General features: G+C 66.2%; 20 protein-coding genes. 15 read left to right on the forward strand and 5 right to left on the reverse strand.

The features are described 5' to 3' along the window. Positions 1-6 precede the first annotated feature (6 nt). From LV28_RS46440 to LV28_RS49185, 9 genes are all read left to right on the forward strand, one after another. Complete coding sequence (locus LV28_RS46440) at positions 7-936, forward strand: hydroxymethylglutaryl-CoA lyase (protein ID WP_029754422.1); 930 nt, start codon at positions 7-9, stop codon at positions 934-936. Between the two features lie 56 nt (positions 937-992). Next, positions 993-1511, forward strand: a complete 519-nt coding sequence (locus LV28_RS46445; protein WP_023872888.1) for a YbaK/EbsC family protein — start codon at positions 993-995, stop codon at positions 1509-1511. Between the two features lie 108 nt (positions 1512-1619). Then, a complete protein-coding gene (locus LV28_RS46450; protein WP_023597923.1) occupies positions 1620-2057 on the forward strand; it encodes a thioesterase family protein in 438 nt (145 codons plus the stop codon). 21 nt (positions 2058-2078) lie between these two features. Next, positions 2079-2321 (forward strand): DUF1289 domain-containing protein, encoded by a 243-nt coding sequence (locus LV28_RS48565; RefSeq protein ID WP_072619074.1) that lies wholly within the window; start codon positions 2079-2081, stop codon positions 2319-2321. Between the two features lie 34 nt (positions 2322-2355). Continuing rightward, positions 2356-2787, forward strand: a complete 432-nt coding sequence (locus LV28_RS46455) for a MaoC family dehydratase (RefSeq protein WP_024788575.1) — start codon at positions 2356-2358, stop codon at positions 2785-2787. A gap of 64 nt (positions 2788-2851) precedes the next feature. Beyond that, positions 2852-3775 carry an MBL fold metallo-hydrolase gene (locus tag LV28_RS46460; RefSeq protein ID WP_023597924.1) on the forward strand — a complete coding sequence of 308 codons (924 nt, stop codon included), beginning with the start codon at positions 2852-2854 and terminating at the stop codon, positions 3773-3775. A gap of 408 nt (positions 3776-4183) precedes the next feature. Next, the gene (locus LV28_RS46465) at positions 4184-5131 is read left to right on the forward strand and encodes an NAD(P)H-dependent flavin oxidoreductase (RefSeq protein ID WP_023597925.1); all 948 of its coding nucleotides are present in this window, start codon (positions 4184-4186) and stop codon (positions 5129-5131) included. Between the two features lie 529 nt (positions 5132-5660). Beyond that, on the forward strand, positions 5661-7490 hold the full coding sequence (locus tag LV28_RS46470) for a hypothetical protein (protein ID WP_038619559.1): 1830 nt from the start codon (positions 5661-5663) through the stop codon (positions 7488-7490). Positions 7491-7560: 70 nt separating this feature from the next. After that, positions 7561-9804 (forward strand): hypothetical protein, encoded by a 2244-nt coding sequence (locus LV28_RS49185; RefSeq protein ID WP_038619557.1) that lies wholly within the window; start codon positions 7561-7563, stop codon positions 9802-9804. 99 nt (positions 9805-9903) lie between these two features. Here the strand turns inward: LV28_RS49185 and LV28_RS46480 are convergent, their stop codons facing one another. The 4 genes from LV28_RS46480 to LV28_RS46495 form a co-directional block, all read right to left on the reverse strand. Further along, a complete protein-coding gene (locus tag LV28_RS46480; protein WP_023597928.1) occupies positions 9904-10752 on the reverse strand; it encodes a 3-hydroxybutyryl-CoA dehydrogenase in 849 nt (282 codons plus the stop codon). Positions 10753-10997: 245 nt separating this feature from the next. Next, positions 10998-12038 carry a porin gene (locus tag LV28_RS46485; protein ID WP_023597929.1) on the reverse strand — a complete coding sequence of 347 codons (1041 nt, stop codon included), beginning with the start codon at positions 12036-12038 and terminating at the stop codon, positions 10998-11000. Between the two features lie 479 nt (positions 12039-12517). After that, complete coding sequence (locus LV28_RS46490; protein WP_141570645.1) at positions 12518-12784, reverse strand: hypothetical protein; 267 nt, start codon at positions 12782-12784, stop codon at positions 12518-12520. A 246-nt stretch (positions 12785-13030) separates the two neighbouring features. Next, a complete protein-coding gene (locus LV28_RS46495) occupies positions 13031-13546 on the reverse strand; it encodes a hypothetical protein (protein ID WP_038619553.1) in 516 nt (171 codons plus the stop codon). Between the two features lie 765 nt (positions 13547-14311). On the opposite strand from LV28_RS46495, the gene LV28_RS46500 reads away from it, so the two are divergent. Together LV28_RS46500 and LV28_RS46505 are read left to right on the forward strand one after the other, a co-directional pair. Further along, complete coding sequence (locus tag LV28_RS46500; RefSeq protein WP_038619550.1) at positions 14312-14695, forward strand: hypothetical protein; 384 nt, start codon at positions 14312-14314, stop codon at positions 14693-14695. A 128-nt stretch (positions 14696-14823) separates the two neighbouring features. Further along, positions 14824-15228, forward strand: a complete 405-nt coding sequence (locus LV28_RS46505) for a hypothetical protein (protein ID WP_023597933.1) — start codon at positions 14824-14826, stop codon at positions 15226-15228. 149 nt (positions 15229-15377) lie between these two features. On the opposite strand, the gene LV28_RS48945 is transcribed toward LV28_RS46505, so the two are convergent. Beyond that, the gene (locus tag LV28_RS48945) at positions 15378-15530 is read right to left on the reverse strand and encodes a hypothetical protein (protein ID WP_155765765.1); all 153 of its coding nucleotides are present in this window, start codon (positions 15528-15530) and stop codon (positions 15378-15380) included. A 491-nt stretch (positions 15531-16021) separates the two neighbouring features. Between LV28_RS48945 and LV28_RS46515 the strand changes: the two genes are divergently transcribed. The 4 genes from LV28_RS46515 (at position 16022) to LV28_RS46530 (ending at position 19888) form a co-directional block, all read left to right on the forward strand. Then, positions 16022-16561 carry a hypothetical protein gene (locus LV28_RS46515; protein WP_115344449.1) on the forward strand — a complete coding sequence of 180 codons (540 nt, stop codon included), beginning with the start codon at positions 16022-16024 and terminating at the stop codon, positions 16559-16561. A 71-nt stretch (positions 16562-16632) separates the two neighbouring features. Continuing rightward, entirely contained in the window at positions 16633-18012 is a 1380-nt protein-coding gene (locus LV28_RS46520) for a TolC family protein (RefSeq protein WP_255315202.1), read from the forward strand. Further along, positions 18009-19382 carry a multicopper oxidase family protein gene (locus LV28_RS46525; protein WP_038619542.1) on the forward strand — a complete coding sequence of 458 codons (1374 nt, stop codon included), beginning with the start codon at positions 18009-18011 and terminating at the stop codon, positions 19380-19382. The genes LV28_RS46520 and LV28_RS46525 overlap by 4 nt, the downstream gene beginning before the upstream one ends. Then, positions 19379-19888, forward strand: coding sequence for a cupredoxin domain-containing protein (locus tag LV28_RS46530; RefSeq protein ID WP_038619538.1), 510 nt, complete (start codon positions 19379-19381; stop codon positions 19886-19888). The genes LV28_RS46525 and LV28_RS46530 overlap by 4 nt, the downstream gene beginning before the upstream one ends. Positions 19889-19898 lie beyond the last annotated feature (10 nt).

Here is a 19898-nt window from a genome sequence, read left to right on the forward strand (position 1 = left end):
CAACTCATGTCCGCATCCCCTTTGCCGCAGCGTGTGAAAGTGGTCGAAGTCGGCCCCCGCGACGGTCTGCAGAACGAAAAGCAGCCCGTACCGACCGACATCAAGATCGCCCTCATCGATCGACTCTCCGCCGCCGGCTTCGCCAATATCGAGGCCACCTCATTCGTCTCGCCGAAATGGGTGCCGCAGATGGCCGACGGCGCCGAGGTCATGGCGGGCATCGCGCGGCGTCCGGGCACGATCTATTCCGTGCTCACGCCGAACATGCGGGGGTTCGAAGGCGCCGTGGCGGCAAAGGCCGATGAAGTGGTGATCTTTGCGGCGGCGAGCGAAGCGTTCTCGCAACGCAACATCAACTGCTCCATCGAGGAGAGCATCGCGCGCTTCGAACCGGTTGCACGCGCGGCGAAAGACGCCGGACTGCGTCTGCGCGGCAGCATCTCGTGCGCGCTTGGCTGCCCCTATCAGGGCGAGGTCCCGGTCGCGAGCGTGGTCGACGTGGTCAAACGCCTCGCCGCGCTCGGCTGCGACGAGATCGACATTGCCGACACCATCGGCGTGGGCACGCCGTCACGCACTCGCGAAGTCATGGAGGCCTGCGCCCGAGTCTTCCCGATCGAGCGCCTGTCCGGGCACTTCCACGACACCTACGGTCAGGCGACGGCCAACATCTACGCCGCGCTGCTCTCCGGCATCTCGATCTTCCACTCGTCCGTGGCCGGACTGGGCGGCTGTCCGTATGCCAAGGGAGCGACGGGCAACGTGGCGACCGAGGACGTGCTGTACCTGCTGCATGGCCTGGGCATCGCCACGGGGATCGACCTCGACGCCGTGGTGCGCACCGGCGACTTCATCTCGCAGGCGATCGGACGGCCGAACGCTTCGCGTGTGGGTCGCGCACTTCTGGCGAAGATGCAGGACACCGCCGCCGCCTGAAGCATCGCACCAGGCGCCCATCGCCGCGAGAGTGGCGTAACGACATGAACACGACCATGAGCGACACCCCCCGCATTCCCGAACCCGCCCAGGAACAGACCCTGCCCGAAGGCGCGCGTCACGTGGCGCGACTGCTCGCCGGCATGGGCCACGATCAACCCATCGTGCTGCTGCCCGAGACCGGCAAGACGTCGGCCGAAGCCGCCGCCGGCCTGGGCTGCGAAGTGGCGCAGATCGCCAAGTCGATCATCTTTCGCCGTGCCGCCGACGACACGCCGGTGCTGGTCATCGCCAGCGGCATCAATCGCGTGGACGAGAAGAAAGTCGCGGCACAGGTGGGCGAGCTCGCCCGCGCCGACGCGCGCTTCGTCAAGGAGAAAACCGGCTATTCGATCGGCGGGGTGAGCCCGATCGGGCACGTGGTCGCACCGGTCACGCTGATCGACGAAGACCTGCTCAAGCTCGCCAGCCTCTGGGCCGCCGCCGGCCACCCGCACGCCGTGTTCAACCTCACGCCGCAGCAGCTCGTGGCGATGACGGGCGCGCCGGTCGTGGACGTGGCGCTGCGCAGTTGAACCGTTCGCGCCAGCGAAAGTGAATACGGCACCGGGTGGCGCGCATGCGTGTCGTTGCCTTCGGTCACGCATGCGCCGGCACCCCAAACCTTAACGAGGAGACACGCCATGCCGAGTCCCGAACTGGTTCCGGGCCTGACGTTCGAATGGACGTATCGCGTGCCGCGCAAGGCCGTCGTGCCCGAACTGTACGACGACGTCGAACTCTGCCGCGACATGCCCGCGGTGCTCGCCACGGGGTATCTCGCGGGCATTCTCGAATGCGCCTGCCTGCAGGCGATTCGACCGTACCTCGACTGGCCGCGCGAACAGTCGCTCGGCACGCTGGTCTCGTTCACGCACCTGGCGGCCACGCCCGCGGGCGATACGTTGCGCATCCGGGGCACGCTCGTCGATGTCGCCGGGCGCACGCTGCGCTTCGAAGTCGAAGCGTGGGACGGGCTCGACAAGGTCAGCGCCGGCACCCACGAGCGCGTGATCGTCGACGAGGCACGCTTCCAGGGCAAGCTGCGCGAAAAAGCCGCGCGGCTCGGCCTTTCCGTGTAGTCACCTTCTGCCTGTCACGTCATGCTCCCACTCGCCTCGCCCGTTCCATCGCCCTGCACCAACATCTGCCGGATGAACCCGGCGACGGGCTGGTGCTCGGGTTGCTGGCGCACGCTCGCGGAAATCGCCGCGTGGTCCACCATGGCCGACGATGACAAACGCCACGTCTGGTCGCTGCTGCCCTCGCGACGCGCCGAGCACGAGGAGCCGCCGGTGCAACATCGTCGCGTGATCGCGGACGACCCCGGCGCGGGCAGCACCTGACGCGCTCCGACGCACCACTTTTTCATTACCGCATATGGGAAAAATCGTTGCCGTTGGCGAGACCTTCTCCGCCACCCATCATTTCTCGCCCGATTCGATCCGCGAGTTTTCCACGCTGGCGTGCGACCTCAATCCGCTGCACCACGATGCCGATTACGCCGCGGCCGATCCGCGTTTCGGCGGGTTGATCTCGTCGGGCACGCAGCAGATGTCGTACCTCGCCGCGTTGCTCGCCACGCACTACTCCAGGACGGCTCAGCCGCTCGGACTGGAATTCGACATGAAGCTGCGCCGTGCCGTGCACGCGGGCGACGACGTCACGGTGCGCTGGACCGTCACCGACAGCCTGTGGAAGGAGAAACTGGCGGGCGACATCGTGTCGCTCGAGGGCGAGGCCGTCAATCAGCGCGGCGAGACCGTGATCGCGGCCACGGCCAAGATCCTCGTGTCCGCCAGGCCGACGTGAATCGCCGGTACAGCGCACGCACGCTCCCCGGTCGCACCGCCTTGTCAACTCACGAGATACGCCCATGACCTCGCTTGCCCTGCCCGCCGGGATGCGCGTGTTCGAGCGCGGCTGGCTCTCATCGAACAATGTCCTGTTCCTTGGCGACGAACCGACGCTCGTCGACAGCGGCTACGTATCGCACGCGGCGCAAACGGTGGCGCTCGTGGCCCACGCGCTGCCCGAGGGACAGCCGCTCGCGCGGCTCGTCAACACGCATCTGCATTCGGACCATTGCGGCGGGAATGCCGCGCTCCAGGCGCACTACGGGTGCCGCACCTGGGTACCTGCCGCCGAAGCCGATCCGGTCCGCCATTGGGACGAGCGCCGACTGTCGTTCGAAGCCACCGGCCAGCAATGCACGCGCTTCACCTTCGACGAGACGCTCTCGCCGGGTGACGCCATCACACTAGGCGACCACGAATGGCTGGTACTCGGCGCACCGGGGCACGACCCCCACGCGCTGATGCTCTATAACGCCGCGCACGGCATTCTGATTTCGGGCGATGCTCTCTGGGAGCGCGGCTTCGGCGTGATCTTTCCGGAACTCGACGGAGCGTCGGGCTTTGCCGAACAGGCGGCGGTACTCGATCTCATCGAGCAACTCGACGTTTCCATTGTGATTCCCGGACACGGCAAGCCGTTTGCCGATATCGACGGCGCACTGGCCGCGTCGCGCGCACGCCTTGCGTATCTTCAGGCCGACCCGGCGCGCAACGCACGCAACGCGCTCAAGGTGCTGATCGTGTTCCGGCTGATGGCCGACGGCAGCATGGCGGGCGCCACGCTCAAGGCAACAATGGATACGGCAAGCGCCTGGCGCAACGCGGCGGCAATGCTCGCGCCGCCATCGGGCTGGCCGGCGCTGCTCGATACGCTCGTGGCCGACCTTGCGAAGGCCGGGGCCGTGCGCTTCGACGCCGAGACCGACACGCTGTTCGCCGTCTGACGGGACCTGGCGCGTCATGCAAAAAACAACGCCGCTTGCCTGAGTCGACAAGCGGCGTTTGAGGACGTGACGTGCCGGACGAACGCTGCGGTCGCTAACGCCGCGTTCGCCTTGCGACCTCCTGCTGCCAAGGACGCCCGACACGCAATTTCATCCTACTCGGCCCGCGGGTTCGGGCTCAAGGGGACTTTCCCTGATGCGGCCAGTGGCACCTCGCGAACCCGATGCGGAACCGAAGCTTTCCTCAATTGCGCGTCAACCGGGCAGCCGGCAATTCCCCCTATAATCGAACGATCGTTCGCGAAATCGCGAGATCGCAAATTCGCGAATTCGACACGTGACCGACGTTCGGACACGGCGCAACAGCGCCACGGCCGCCGGTACGGGCGTTCTGCTCAAGGAGACTTCATGGCCCTTCCCGAGATTCTGCAAAACCTGGCGTTGCCCGTCGTGGCGTCGCCGATGTTCATCGTCAGCTACCCGGAGCTCGTGCTGGCGCAGTGCAAGGCCGGCATCGTCGGCTCGTTCCCCGCGCTCAATGCGCGCGAGCCGCAGATTCTCGAGGACTGGCTCTCGCGCATTGGCGAGGAGCTGGCGTCGTTCAAGGCCGCGAACCCGGATGCCGTGGTCGGACCGCTGGCCGTCAACCAGATCGTGCATCAGTCGAACCAGCGGCTCGAACATGATGTGCGCGTGTGCGTTGAGCATCGCGTGCCGATCTTCATCACCAGTCTGCGCGCGCCGCCCAAGGAAGTGCTCGATGCGGTCCACAGCTACGGCGGCATCGTGCTGCATGACGTGATCAATCTGCGTCATGCGAACAAGGCGCTCGAGGCGGGCGTGGACGGGCTGATCCTCGTCGCCGCCGGCGCGGGCGGGCATGCGGGCACGCTCTCGCCATTCGCGCTCGTCGGAGAAGTACGCAAGATCTTCGACGGACCGATCGTGCTGTCGGGCTCGATCGCCAACGGCGGTTCGATCCTCGCCGCGCAGGCCATGGGTGCCGACCTCGCCTACATTGGCACGCGCTTCATCGCCTCGTCCGAAGCCAATGCGAGCGACGCCTACAAACAGGCCATCGTCGACGCCAGCGCGAACGACATCATCTATTCGAACCTTTTCACGGGTGTCTCGGGCAACTACATCCGGCAGAGCATTGTGAACGCCGGCCTCGATCCGGAGAACCTGCCCACGGCCGACAAGAGCACGATGAACTTCTCGAAGGCGAAGGCATGGAAGGACATCTGGGGTGCCGGTCAGGGCGTCGGGCTGATGGACGACGTTCGGCCCGCGGCCGAGATCGTCGCGCGTCTGAAGCAGGAGTACAACGACACGCGCAAGCGCCTGTCTCTCTGACGATTCGCGAGGATCTCCCGGACGAGCCGTCGAAGGGCCGCCCGCGGCCGACGCGCGCTGCGGGTGTGCTCCGCGCCCGGGTGAACGGCTCCGGCAAAAGCGACAACGTCCACTGCCAAAGCGCAAGCGCCGCCACGGGCGTCAATGGCAATCTCCCTCCTTCCGGGCTACGGGACGCCTGCGTGTCAACCACGCCTGCTGATGTCCCGCCCCGTTCTCTGGAGGCAATCCCATGGCGCTTTCCTCGCATCGACGCGCAATCCGTTGCGCACCGAGCTATGCACCGCCACGGCTCGATACTCGAGGCACCCGCAATCCTCACCTCACCCACCAATTCCCTCGCCGGTTTCGCGCCGCACGCGTCGGACGCCGCAACCTGACATTCGACGCTCCGTCACGTGATGCCGCCGCAGCCATACCCCCTCTTGCTCGTACGCAAAGGCCAACCGCGGTTTGCGCCGCATCCACGATATTCGCCGTAGCGCTGGTCGCCAATCTCGCCGCCGCTTCCGCCCGCGCCACCCCCGCTGTGCCCGCCGGCATTGACCGTCCGGCGCTCGGCGAACGCGCGAGCGACGACGTCCTTCCGGCAAGGGCCAATGCCTTCGGACACATCGACATCGACGTCGCGCCGATCCACGCCCCTGTCATCAAGACCGACTATCCCGTATCCGATGTGCTGCGCGCGCTGGCTTCCGCAGACGCGCCGTTTCGAAATCTCGGGAAAACGCTCGGCGACGCTTATGCGGTGCTGAGCGGCAACGATGTGGCGCCACGTACACGACAGACGATCATGCAGGTGGGCGCATTCATGGATCTTGCGACCGGGCTCGTTCCGGCGGTACAACGTATGCGCGTCGGCGCACAGGTCGCGGATGTCAGTGCCGACGCCGTCGAACACAACCACGTCGACACCGATGGCATTACAGGGATCGTCCAGGTTGCCGATCCCCGTGCGATGAGCGCGGGCGCGTCCCGACAGACAGGGCGCGGCGCCCTGCCCGCCCCCCACCGTGTTGCGGCACGCCCGGACGCGCTCCCGGATTCGCGATCGGATGTGGTGCGGGCCGCGCCGGCGGAGCGGCGTGACGCAGTCGGCGCAACACGAGACGCGCGGCCGCACGTCGGGAACACACCCGGCGTCGATGCGGACACGCCCTTTCGCATCGCGGGCGAACACGAGCATCTGAGCGGCTACGCGCAAGCGCTTCCCCCCGGTGTTGCACCGGGCACCCCGCGCCAGCGTCTGATACTCGCGGCCGGACGCTACTACCTCGCAGGCGAAGCAGGCTACTACCACGCTACACGAGGACGCAGCGCCGACCATTGGCTTGTCGAAGCCCCCAGAGGCGCGGACCGCCGCGCCCCCGTCCCCGTGCACTACGACGCCGACACCGGACAGTGGCGCGCCGAAGCACCACTGCGACTGTGCGGCGGTGGCTGCGCGCCGAGCCGCGAAGCCACGCCCGACAGCATCGCGCTCGACCATGATCGCGTCGCATCCGCCCTCGCCCATCTCCCGGACGAAAACATACGCGAGGGCATTCAGCGCGCCTTTGCCGACCTGAGCCTGTTGCATCTCACCCGCAGCAACCGGCCCGACCTGCACATGATGCGAGACAACTCGATCGTCGATCACCGTGCGGCCTTGCGCGCGGCAATGAAGCACATCAAGCCCGGCGCATCGCTGGTCAGGCAGCAGCAGGCAGCCTCCCTGATTACCGCGATGCATTACTACTGGCATCCCGACGCGGAAGCCTTCTGCCAGGAGAACGCCGAAATCCTCTTTCACTACCTGCTCGTCAACGATGTCCCCATCGATCGAATTCGCATGATCACGATTCAACCCAAGAATCGCCCGCCGCATGTTCTCGTGCTTTATACGGAATCCGAAACGTTGATTCCACTGCTCGATGCGGCGACGCCGCAGCCTCCCGTCGGCGCTCGTCCTGACGGCATTCGGGACGGCGTCTTTGCGCGGGAAATCTACGAATCGCGCGACACCACCTTGTTGCTGGATCCCTGGAGTCACGCACGCGCGACCTCGTTCTTCCACGCCAATCACGCGATCAGCCTCGTCGAGACACTCGATGCGGCATTCGTCGACATCGGTCATCGCCCGGGCAGCGATTACACCGTTTCGATCACACGCCCGCTAGGGACGCCCCGGGCAAGCGTCGTCAGCTTGTCGGGTGGCGACAACCGGGAGACGCAGGGCAGTTGGGACAGCCTGGAAAGCGACAGGAGATCCGGCCATCCGGACGGCTCAGGCAGATCGGGAAGTGGGAGCAGCCTCTCCGGAGGCTCGTCAGCCCCGGCGGCGCGAGACAGCGGCAGCGAGGGCGCCATTCTCCCTTGACGCTCCCGCCATGCCCTGACTCACTGACTCCCTGACTCCCCCATCGATTTCATCGGAGACGGATCGCCAAATGCATTCAACCACACACGCTCGTGCCATCGCCCCAACGCCCCGCTACGACGCGCGGTTCGCCCACCATCGGACACCCACCGCCTTCGAATTTCGCGGTACCTTCCGGCACGCGCGTGCAGCGCACGCCGCACGGGACATCAACGACACGCATCGAAGCCGGCCCGCCGCGCGCGATGCGTTCTGGCCTGTCGCATTCTCGGTGCTGCTGGCTGCCAACCTCGCGACACCGGCGACGTCCGCATTGCCACCGAGTGATCGTCGTGTCCGGCACGACAACAACGAGGACTACGGGCATGGCACTGCGACGATGCGGCTAGGCACGTCAGCGCCGACATCGAACCTCACGGCGATGCCATTGCCTGATCAGGTCATCGTGCGGCCGGTGACGCGCACTGCCATCAAATCCGACTACGCGATGCTCGACATACTCAAGGCAGTCGCCGCGGCGCGCTCGCCGTTCCTGAACACCGGCGAATCGCTCGCCGACGTGTACGAAATCGCCAGCGGGCAGCCGGTTGCCCCGGATTTTCGCCGCATGCTGCGCGCGCTGACGGGCACGCTCGATACCGCCACGGGCATCGTTCCCGACGTTCAGGCATTGCGAATGCCCGCCGAGATCGCCGACATCGCCGCCGACCGGATCACGGGCCGCGCGCTCGACACGAGCCGTCTGAGCGGCGTGCTGCAATTCGCCTCGCCACGTGGGCAGGCCATGCATGACGTACCTGAGTGGCGCGATGCGCCTGTATTGCCGGATCGCGACGCCCCCGGATCTCCGGCGTTCGACGCTGCCATCGCAAGCGATGCCGCACCGGGCCGCCTCACCGAATCGCGCGCCGCGCCCGAGCGCGATCGCGCCGGCTACGACACCGCGCCAGACAGCTTTGCGGAAGTCTCCGGCCTCGACATCGCATTGCATGATGAGCCCGCGAGCCCCCGATTCATTCAGGATGAGCGGCGACACCTCTCAGGCTATGCACAAACCTTGCCCGAACGTTGGCGGCCCAAGGACGAAACGGCTCGACTCTTCGTCGCGGGTGGCCACCACTACCTTCGGGGCGAGGCCGGGGATTACCGCATCACACGCGGATTCAGCGACGATCACTGGCTCGTCGACGCGCCTCGCCGGAACCAGGCGCAGGTGCCGGTGACGTTCGACCCTGCCACCGGGCGGTGGCAGGCACACGCCCCCCTGCGGCTATGTGGCGGCGGATGCGGCCCGAGCCGTCCGATGACGCCCGACAGCATCACAAGCAGCTACGAAGACATCTTCGCCGCCACGCGGCACCTGCCCGACGAGTCCGCGCAGGAGGCGATCCAGAATGCGTTCGCCGACGTCGGTCGGTTGCGCCTGTTGCGCTCGAATCGCGAAGATCTTCGCGACTTGCGCGACAACTCGATCGTCGACCACCGGGCCGCGCTGAGCGTTGCGATGAAGGACATCAACCGCGGTGCGTCGTTAAGAAAGCAACAGCGCCAGGCCGCGGAAGCCACCGCGATGTATTACTACTCACGGCCGTTCGCGGAGGCGTTCTGCCAGGAGAACGCGGAAGTCCTGTTTTATTTCCTGCTTCAGGACGGCGTCGATCAGGACAATCTGCGCATGATCACCGTGCAGCCAAAAGGTCGGGCGCCGCACGTCATGGTGCTCTACTCGGAGTCACGGGAGTTCATCGACATCCTCGACCGGTCGACGCCGCAGCCCAAAGCGCCGCTGCGTGAAGATGGCGTCACGTCGTCGCAGTTCGCCTGGGGCGCCTATCTGGCGCGCGACACCACCTTACTGCTTGACCCCTGGAGCCGGTACAAAGCGATTTCGTTTGCGCGTGCCGACACGCCGCAGGACGCAGTCGATATTCTCGACAGCGCATTCGCCGAGATCGGACACCGCACCGGATACCCGTACACCGTGTCGGTCACCCGGCCGCTCGCGGCGCGGCGTCACGCGGTGATCGGGCAGACGAGCAGCAGCACCAGCCTCGGCAGTGCGGCAAGCGCGCGCAGTTCGAACAGCGCGAAACCGGAGAAAGGTGAAAGACGCTGGTCAGGCGCATCCGGCAGCACCGGCAGCACCGGCGGATCCGGTGCGTCGGGTGCATGGGGCGCATCGGGTGCGTCCGCAGCATTCAATGCGTTTGCACCGTCGAGCGCACGCCACACGCCGCATGCTTCTCATGTGCGACGATCGCCCGACGCCGCGCGGCCGCTATCGCCTGTCGCCGAAGCTTCATCCGCAGGCTAACGCCGCGCGCGGAGATCGCGAACACGCGGGTCCGGCGCGGCAATATGCGCGCCGGACCCGCACGTCGGCGGTATGTTTCAACCGGAACCGCGAGGACAGTCAGTACGTGTAGACACCGCGCCCGGTCTTGCGGCCCAGATAGCCCGCCGCCACCATCTCCTTGAGCAGGGGGCAGGGACGATACTTCGAATCGGCGAACTGCTCGTAGTAGACGTTCATCACCGACAGACAGACGTCGAGCCCGATCATGTCGGCCAATGCCAGCGGGCCGATCGGGTGGTTGCAGCCGAGCTTCATGCCCTCGTCGATTTCCTCGGGCGAGGCCAGGTTCTCGGCCAGCACGAAGAATGCCTCGTTGATCATCGGCACGAGAATCCGGTTCACCACGAAGCCCGGCGCGTTCTTCACCGTGATCGGCGACTTGCCGAGGGCACGCGCGAGCGCATCGACGCGGGCGTGCGTGTCGTCGCTCGTCTGCAGGCCGCGAATGATTTCCACCAGCGCCATGAGCGGCACCGGGTTGAAGAAGTGCATCCCGATGAACGACTCGGGCCGTGCGAGCACGGCGGCAAGCTGGGTGATCGAGATCGACGACGTGTTCGAGGCGAGGATCGCGCCTTCCTTCGCGATGCCGTCGAGCTGCTTGAGAATCTTGACCTTCAGGTCGAAATTTTCGGTAGCGGCCTCGATCAGGATGTCGGCATCGGCCAGCGACGCGTAGTCGGTCGACGGGGTAATGCGGGCGAGCGCGGCGTCCTTGTCGGCGGCGGTGATCTTGTCCTTCTTGATCAGGCGCTCGAGGCTGCCGGCAATCGTCGTCATGCCTTTCTGGACGGCGGCGTCGCTGATGTCGACCATCGTCACCGGCAGCCCGGCCACCGCACAGGCCTGTGCGATGCCGTTGCCCATGGTGCCTGCACCGATGATGCCTACGTGTTGAATCGTCATGTCGTCTCTGCTCCGGTTGTGCGGGAAGGTGGCGAAAATACCGTCTTTGCGCGGTGCACAAATCATAGCGCGCAGACGCCGGATCGGTGACACATGGAACCGCTGTGCGAAACGACGGGCACGGATCGTCCACGATGCGACGCGCGGAATTGACGCCCCAAAACAAAGGGGGCAGACGCGCGCGGCGTTTGCCCCCTCCGGATCGGTTCGACGGCGCGCCTGTCGGACAGGCGCGCCGCGTGGCCTCAGAACTTCATGCGCACGCCACCACCGAAGGTGTCGCCGCCCGAGAGCGAGCTTACCTTGTCGTTCATGTACGCGGCGTAGATGTCGGTACGCTTGGACAGGTTGTAGTCGTAGCCGAGCGCCCACGTCTTGCGGTTCACGTTGCTCGCGCCCGAGCTCTTCGTGTACGCATACGAGGCGAGCACCTTCCCGTTGCCCAGCGGTACCGACACGCCGAGCTGTCCGCCGTTCTCCGACACGCCGCCGCCGGTGATGTTGTTTCGAATGTACTGGTACTGACCGAAGAACTTCACGACCTGCAGGTCGTAGGTCGCGCCGAGTTGCACGGCCTGCTGGCTGCGGAAGCCCGCCATGCCGGCCATGTCGTCCGGCTGCGAATCGAACTTCACCTGCTGGTAGGCCACCGTCGCCGCGAACGGACCGTTGAAGTACAGCGCCGAGGCGCTCCACTTGTTCTGTCCGGTTTCGCCGGCCTTGTTGCCGAACGCATACGACACGCTGCCCGACAGGCCCTTGAAATTCGGCGTGGTGTACATCACGGCGTTGCTCCAGCCGGAATCGCCAACGATACCCTGACCGGCCTGGCCGATGAACGTGTGGAACACCATCGGGCTGAAGGTGTACGAATCGACGAACGGGTTGAACAGAATCGTCGACACGAAATACGAGGTGGTCAGGCGCCCCATCGTGACCGTACCGGCGGTGTCCGACGACAGGCCAACGTAGGCGTTGCGCGAGAACATCGTATCGCCCTGGAACCGGCCGTACTGACCGTTCTGCGGACGGAAGAAGTCTTCCAGCACGAATACCGCCTTGAGGCCGCCGCCCAGGTCCTCACTGCCCTTCATGCCCCAGTACGAGGTCGACATGCCGCCCCCGCCCTGCGTCCAGGCACGATCGCCGCCCGGATTCTTGACCGCCCCCATCCAGGCGTCGACCTGACCGTACAGCGTGACGTTCGATTGTGCGAATGCCGGTGCGCTCACACACGCGCCCAATACGAGTGCCCCACCGATGCCCTTGGCCATGCTCCGCTTCATTGACTTCTCCTTGGTTTATGTCTTTTGTGTGCCGGTTTGCCCGCCCGACGCGGGACCTGCTGGCGCCCGTCGAGAAGCGCCTCCCTGATAAACGGCCGTGATTCTCGCACAGCCCCGCCATGCGCAGAAAGGCCGGAACCGCACCGAAAAATCTGCCGTATGCGATGGCTGGGAAATGGTGGGGAGACAAAAATCGGCCGAACACCCGCGCCACAATTAATCCCGGTATAACGAAATCGATATGGTGCTTGCGTCAGCAGGTTAGCAAACGCTCACATTCGCGGAAATTAGCGAGAATGGCGGGCCATGAACATGCCCGAATTGAAGACGCGGATGGGGATGACGCGGCGCATCCAATGTTGCACATGTGCAACATCCGGTGCATGGGCGAGGCTGGAGAGGGGGATACGCCCCGCGCCTCGATCATGCGCCGGGAACGGCGAATCGCATGCGGGGCGCGGGGGAACAGCGAGATGAAATCAGCGACCGCGGCGACCGCCGCCGCCACCGCGAGGTCCGCGCGGCTCCCCTTGCGGGGTGTACTGCCGCTCGCGCGGCTCGGCCGGGGCGGCCCAATTCGGATAGGCCGCCTGCCCCCGACCGCGGTCGGCACTGAACCGGCTGATGTCCTCACGCAGCGACGCCTTGTTCACGTCGAGCATGTCGCGTCCGCGCCCACCTCCCGCCCAAGCGGGGTAGGCGCATACGAGTATCAACAGGAAGCAATAACGAAGTCGGGTACTCATTTCGGTTCAGCCACAGCCCCGGCCCGAAGGTGGGGCCGGTTCGCACGGGGGCTGTCGGCATCTGCGGGTGGCAGATGCGCCATACACCCCATGAATGACTGTACCGGGTCGGTCGAACGAGCGTCGACTGAAAAGATGTTAATGCGTGGCGCGGTCTGCAACCGTTTGTAACCACCGCGCCGGACCGGCGCCGCACAGGTCCGCACGCCTCGCCAGATCACGCGGCGTTCCGTCCGGCGAGGCCACTTACTTCTCGACCTGCTTCTCGACCGACAGCGAGATCTCGCGCAGACGCTCGCCGCGCTGGGTGACCAGGTCCTGCGCCGTGATGGTGAAATTCACCGGACGCGCGTACTTCCGGCTCGCGCTCTGCCATTCGGCGGGCAGACCTGCCGCATTCGTGGTCGTTGTCCGTAGCGTGGTCACGCCGCGAGTGCAACGCGAGACCTGCGTCGCAAAGCTTTGCGCCTGTTGACGCAGGTCCATCGCGGAGATCTTCTGGTAGTCCCACACGCATTCATAGGTCGGCGCGAGGCCCGTGGCCCGGAACACCTTGCAGTCGCCGCCCGGCACCGAGTAGGTGGCCTGATAGCTTTCGCCGCGCTCGTTCTTGGCCGCGAGCGGGCCGGTGATATCTTCGAAACCGCCCTGCGCGCTCTTGGCCAGCAGCAGGATGCCCTCGCACTGGTCGGCGGCGAAGGCCGACTGCGCGGCGCACAGGCAGGCAAGCAGGGCCCATCGTTGTAGAGAATGTTTTGCCATCGTTGGAATGTTTGACGGGTATACGGCGGCGCGATGCCCGGGCCGGAGCACTTTTCCTTCCGGGATCGCCATCCATCGCCATGAATGCTGCCATTAGAACGCAAACTTGGCGCGGACGAAACCATCGACACAGGGGGAATCGTGCGCCAATTCGAGTCAACGGTTTCGCGATAGTTCGCACGCGGCGGTCTCTCATCCGAAAAGCCGATTCCATTCGACGGCGGTCGACCTATACTCAAAGCGCAGTCAGACTGCATGGGCGCGGCCGGGAACCGATGGTGGTTCGACGCAGCACGGCAATGCCCCTCGGTGCCAAGTCTTCTTGGCCCTTACCATGCCGCGCCGGTACACGCGGCTGGCGATGCCCTGATGGGGCCTCAACCGGCGGCTAGGCCGCCGGTTTTCATTGGGGCGTCGCCAAGCGTCTCTCCCCCCATCTCTCCCCATCTCTCCCCGTCTTTCCCCCGTCTCGCGTCAGCCAAGGCGCCTCGTGGCGACCTCATGCCGATGGACTAGGCGAAAGTGCGGATTTCGCCCGCGTCGGCGCTCTGCAACTATCGAATCACAAGACCAATATCGCTCGGGCACTCACCTTCGGAAGTCAGCGGAGGGTTTGTGGAAACTTTTCAGTCTCCCGCAGCGCGCGGCACACCGCGCGCCTGCCTGTTCGCGCGTTGCTCGAGGTGACCCATGGGATACCCAACACCACCTCGAGGCCTGCGCCCCGCCAATCCTGAGCAAGGATCACCCACGGCGTGGCCGCAGTTGATCGAATCGGTTCGCGGTCACGGCGGCACGCTCGCGCATGTGCTTGGCGCGCTCGGCACCTTTCGATTTCGGCACGGCCACTGGCCCAGCCGCCTTTACCTCTATCCGGAAACACTCGCCGCGCTCGTGCAGGACCTGACACCATCGGGCTTCTACCGTTTGCAGCAGCATCTCGACGTTCTGACCGACCTCGAGCGCGACCTGTTCTGCGCGGACGACGGCGGCAACGTGTCGATCTACCGCGTGCAGGCCGTGCCGGACACCGTGGGCATCGACGTCGCCGCCGCCTGGCTTGGACTCGCGGGTCCGGCGGCGCACTCGCCCACCCAGGCACGTGGTGAGGTTCCCGGGGCACCGACCACCCCGAAGCCGCCACGCTGACGCCGTCGCACCGCGACGCCGGTCTCGAGCGTGGCCCGCGCCCGCCCTTGCCTGGATTGTCCCCGCTGTACCGGACCCCGCCGCCGCGGGGCAATGTCACCTCCGCCCCAACTTGCCGGAGAGATGTCATGAACCGACTCGCGATCGTTCTGGACGGCCTGATGCTGCTTTACCTTGCCGCCGCCACTGTCGTTGGTGTGCAATCGAGCGCCGCCGACGGCCACGCGCTGCTTGCCAGCGTACTCGGTGTGTTGCTCGCGCTATGCGTGCTGGCCATGCTCGCGGCGCCGTTCTACGTGTCGCTGGTCGTGCTCGTCACGCAATCGGAGCGCCACCTTCGGCTCGCGTCCTGGCTTCACCGGGTGTTGCTCGCGTTGATGGTCGCGGCGATCGCGGTTTCGCTGCTCGGCGACCACACCGTCGAAGTCTCGGCCTCGCTTTTCGCGTTGGTCGCGATCGTGTGCATCGTCAATCTCGTTGTCCTCTCGCGACGTCGAACGCACTTCGAGGCGTTTCATCTTTTCGAGCATTGAACCGCGTGCGACGACGCCGACGCTGTGCGGCGCACCGCTGCGCCGCCGACGTTCATTTGCGGGCGTCACCTCCGCGATGCTAGACTGCGCGGCATGATTCGCTGGCGAAGACTCCTCGTGCTGTGGCTGTTGTGCGTCACCATGCCCTTTCAGGCGATGGCCGCACTGCGCACGCATTGCGCGCCGGGATCGCCGGGCGCGAGCGCACTCGTCGGATCGACGATGGCGTCGTCCGCCATGCCGGGAGACGGCAACTCGACAGCCCGGCATAACGGCATGATGCCGGCGGCGGCCGAGGACACAGGGCGACACGCGATGCACGCGTCACATGAGATGGCGCATGGCATGCATGACGTGGCGCAAATGGACTCGACCACATCGGAGCCGTCCGTCCACAAGGCTTCGCCGGCCGGCCACACATTGCATGCGAGTTGCTCGGCGTGCGCGGCTTGCGTCGTCTGTACAGCATTGCCGGCGAGCATGGTCCTGCGTACGCCGGACGCTCAGCCGTCCACCCCCATCCCCTTCCTGCGCACCTCGGCGAGCAGCGCCGTTGTCGGTGTGCCTGAACGTCCCCCCAAATCTCTCGTCGCCTGACGGTCGTCCATCGTTCGCGGGAATCGCTGTCGCGCGTTCCCCGTCTGGCGGCGTGCCGTCTCCGTTTCTCGTCGGACTGACCTGACGCCGCATCGCGCGACCGGCCCTCACTCGCCCATCGCCCGCGCCGCCGGTCCGTCCGCCCGAATTACGCGCCGCCGGCACGTCCGGCGTCGCCCGACTGACGAGTCTTTTCATGACGTCTTCTTCTTTGCGACGGCACGCATGGGTCGTGCCGCTGATGCTTTCGCTCTCCGGGCTGTGGTCGTCACACGCCGCGAGCGCCGAACCGGCGCCGGCAAGCGCCGGCCTTGCCGATCCGTCGGCCCCGGACGCGCCCGCCGGCCCGCCACCTCAAGGGGTTCTGCAAGACTACTCGCGCCCCGCGCTGTCGGTGGCAACCGGCGACTGGCGCCAGATCAATGCCGGTGTTGCCGGCATGAATGGCATGAGCGGGATGGGCGGTGGCGGCCACGACATGGGCGACATGCCGTCCACGCCCCCCGCAGGACATGCCGCTCACACCATGTCGATGCGAACGGGCAACGTTTCCACGTCGGCCATGCCCGCCCCCGGCGGCGAGCATGAGATGCACGGCATGACAATGTCGGCGCCGCCATCGGCCGCCACCGCGCCGGATCACGCGGCGATGGGACACCCCATGCCGGCCGTGCCCGCGCCGGGCAGCGCCTCCGATCCTCACGCAGCGCATCGCATGCCGGGAGCGCCGAAATGATGACCTCGCCAACTTTCGTCTTGCGCGCCGGGGCTGTGGCACCAGAACGTCGGCGTGCGTCCTCATCCGGGGTGCAACGCGGAACCGCGATCGCCACCGCCGCCATTGCCATGCTCATCCTGTCAGGGTGTGCGACGTTCAGTGAGGACGGTGGCTTCGGCCCGGTCGCCGACGCGACGCAACAGCGCCTGGGCACGCGCGCGGTCTGGGCTCGCGACGACGCCACGACGCAGGCGCTCGCCAAGGAACGCGACGTCTTGCTCTCGCGCCCGCTCGACGTCGACTCGGCGGTGCGACTTACGCTGATCAACCATCGCGGCCTGCAGGCAACGTATGCGGAGCTCGGCATCGCGGAAGCGTCGCTCGTGCAAGCCGGGCGCCTGCCGAATCCTCGCTTCTCGTTTCAGCGTGTGCAGGGCGGCGGCGACGTCAGCATCGAACGCACGTGGGGCCTCGACTTCGTTCGCGTGCTGACGATGCCGCTCGCCTCGCGCGTCGAAGCCCGACGCTTCGCGCAAGTGCAGGCGCAGGTCACGCAGGCCGTCGTCGAGCAGGCGACCGCCACGCGGCGAGCGTGGATCGAAGCCGTCGCAGCCCAGGAGCGCGTAAGGATTCTCGAGCAGACCAGTGTCGCCACACAGGCCGCCAGCGAACTGGCCGATGGCATGGCGCGTGCCGGTAACTTCAGTGCGATGCGTCGCACGCAGGAGAACCTCGTGCATGCCGACACGGCGGCACGTCTGGCGCGAGCCCGCGAACAGTCCCAAACCGCGCGAGAGCAGTTGGCGCGGCAGATGGGGCTGTGGGGGCAGCAATTGACTTTCCAGCTCCCCGAGCGTCTGCCGGCGCTTCCGCGCAAGCGCCCGTCCTGGCCCGACGCAGAGGCGCAAGCCATGCGCGAGCGCGCCGACATTCGCGCCGCTCGCGCAGGCCTCGAGAGCATGTCGAGCGATCTGGGGCTCACGCGCGTGACCCGATTCGTGAATGTGCTCGACACGGCCTATCGCGACAACAGCGCCACGGGCTCGCCCAACGAGCGGGGCTACGAAATTTCGCTGGAGGTCCCGCTATTCGACTGGGGTAGCGCGCGAGTGGCCGGCGCCGAGGCGCGCTACCGCCAGAGCCTCGACCGGCTGGCCGACACGGCAGTGGCCGCGCGCGCCGAAGTGCGCACTCGCCGTGCACAGGCAATCGCCGCCTGGGACATCGCGGAGCACTACCGCACCACGATCCTGCCGATGCGCCAGCGCGTCTCCGACGAATGGCTGCTGCGTTACAACGGCATGCTCGCCAGCGTCTTCGATCTGCTGTCCGATGCACGCGAACAGCGCGATACGGTGCTCGCCTACATCGACGCCACGGCCGATTTCTGGCTGGCGGACGCCGCACTGCGCGAGAGCGTGGGCGGGGCCGAACCGTCCTCATCTCACACACACGGAGGTGGCGCATGACTTCGCGCCGACGATTCCTGCGTGACGCCGGTCTCGCCGTCATGGGCGCCGCCGCCGTCGAGCGGGCCAGCCTCGCCGCGCTGCCCGACGCGGCAACCCGCAGCGATGCAAGTACCGCCAAACCCCTCGCCCCGCCCACCGGGCGGCCATACCGGCCCGTCGTGACGCTCAACGGCTGGACCTTGCCGTGGCGTATGCGCAATGGCGTCAAGGAGTTCCACCTGGTCGCCGAGCCCGTGGTGCGGGAGATCGCCCCCGGCATGCAGGCGAATCTGTGGGGCTACAACGGCCAGAGTCCCGGTCCGACCATCGAGGTCGTCGAAGGCGACCGCGTTCGCCTTTACGTGACGAATCGTCTGCCCGAGCCGACCAGCGTGCACTGGCATGGGCAGCGACTGCCCAATGGCATGGACGGCGTGGCGGGCCTCAACCAGCGCGCCATCGCGCCGGGGCAGACCTACGTGTACGAATTCGAGGCGAAGCGGCCCGGCACCTTCATGTATCACCCGCACGCCGACGAAATGATGCAGATGGCCATGGGCCTCATGGGCTTCTGGGTCACGCATCCGAAAGATCCGTCGTTCATGCCGGTCGATCGCGATTACGTGTTCCTCATCAATGCCTACGCCATCGACCCCGGCACGCGCACGCCCCGTGTCAACGAGATGACGGACTTCAATCTGTGGACGTGGAACAGCCGCGCGTTTCCCGGCATCGATCCGCTGGTCGCACGCCAGGGCGATCGGGTGCGCATCCGCATCGGCAATCTCACGATGACCAACCACCCGATCCACCTTCACGGCCACGAATTCAACGTGACGGGCACCGATGGCGGCTGGATTCCTCCGGGCGCCCAATGGCCCGAAGTCACCACCGACGTCGCGGTCGGACAGATGCGCGCCATCGAGTTCGACGCAACGGAACCCGGCGACTGGGCGTTTCACTGTCACAAGTCGCATCACACGATGAACCCGATGGGCCACGAGGTGCCGACCATGCTCGGCGTGAACCAGCGCGAGATCGCCGAAAAAATTTCGCGCATCATTCCCGACTACATGGCAATGGGCGAGACCGGCGGCTCCATGAACGGCATGGAAATGCCATTGCCGGAAAATACGTTACCGATGATGACCGGCACGGGCCCGTACGGTCCCATCGAGATGGGCGGCATGTTCACCACGTTGAAAGTCCGGCATGACCTGCCACGCGACAGTTATCGCGATCCCGGCTGGTATCGCGCACCGCGCGGCTCGGTGGCGAGCCCGTGGCAAGGCAGCAGTTCCGCATTACCCTCTTCACATCGTCAACCCGCCCGCTCCGGTCACGCCGTTGCACCGGCCAAGGCAGGCAAAACCGGAGTCAAATCATGATGCGTTCGTTTCTTCATCGCACCGCGCCCGCGCAACTCGCGCTCGGCACACTCGTCCTGGCACTCGCCGTGCCGGCCCTCGCCGACGACATGCATGCCATGCACATGCAGCACGGCCAGGGCAACGCGGCGGCGCCGGCCATCGGCGAGGCCGGCGACGACGCGCAGGCCACCCGCACCGTGGACGTCGACATGCGCGACACCATGCGCTTCTCGCCCGCCACGATCACCGTGCGCCGTGGCGACACGGTGCGTTTTGTCGTGACGAACAACGGCAAGGTGCGTCACGAGATGACGCTGGGCACGGCATCGGCGCTGGCCGAGCACGCGAAGATGATGCAGCAGATGCCGGACATGAAGCACGCCGAGGCCAACGCGGTGACGGTCGATCCCGGTCAGCGCAAGACCCTCGTGTGGCACTTCACGCAGCCCGGCACCGTGGAATTCGCGTGTCTCGAACCGGGACACTTCGAGGCAGGCATGCGCGGCGTGGTCAATGTGCGGTAGGCAGGACTGG

Origin of the sequence: Pandoraea pnomenusa, from assembly GCF_000767615.3 — a bacterium.
Classification (GTDB): Bacteria; Pseudomonadota; Gammaproteobacteria; order Burkholderiales; family Burkholderiaceae; genus Pandoraea; species Pandoraea pnomenusa.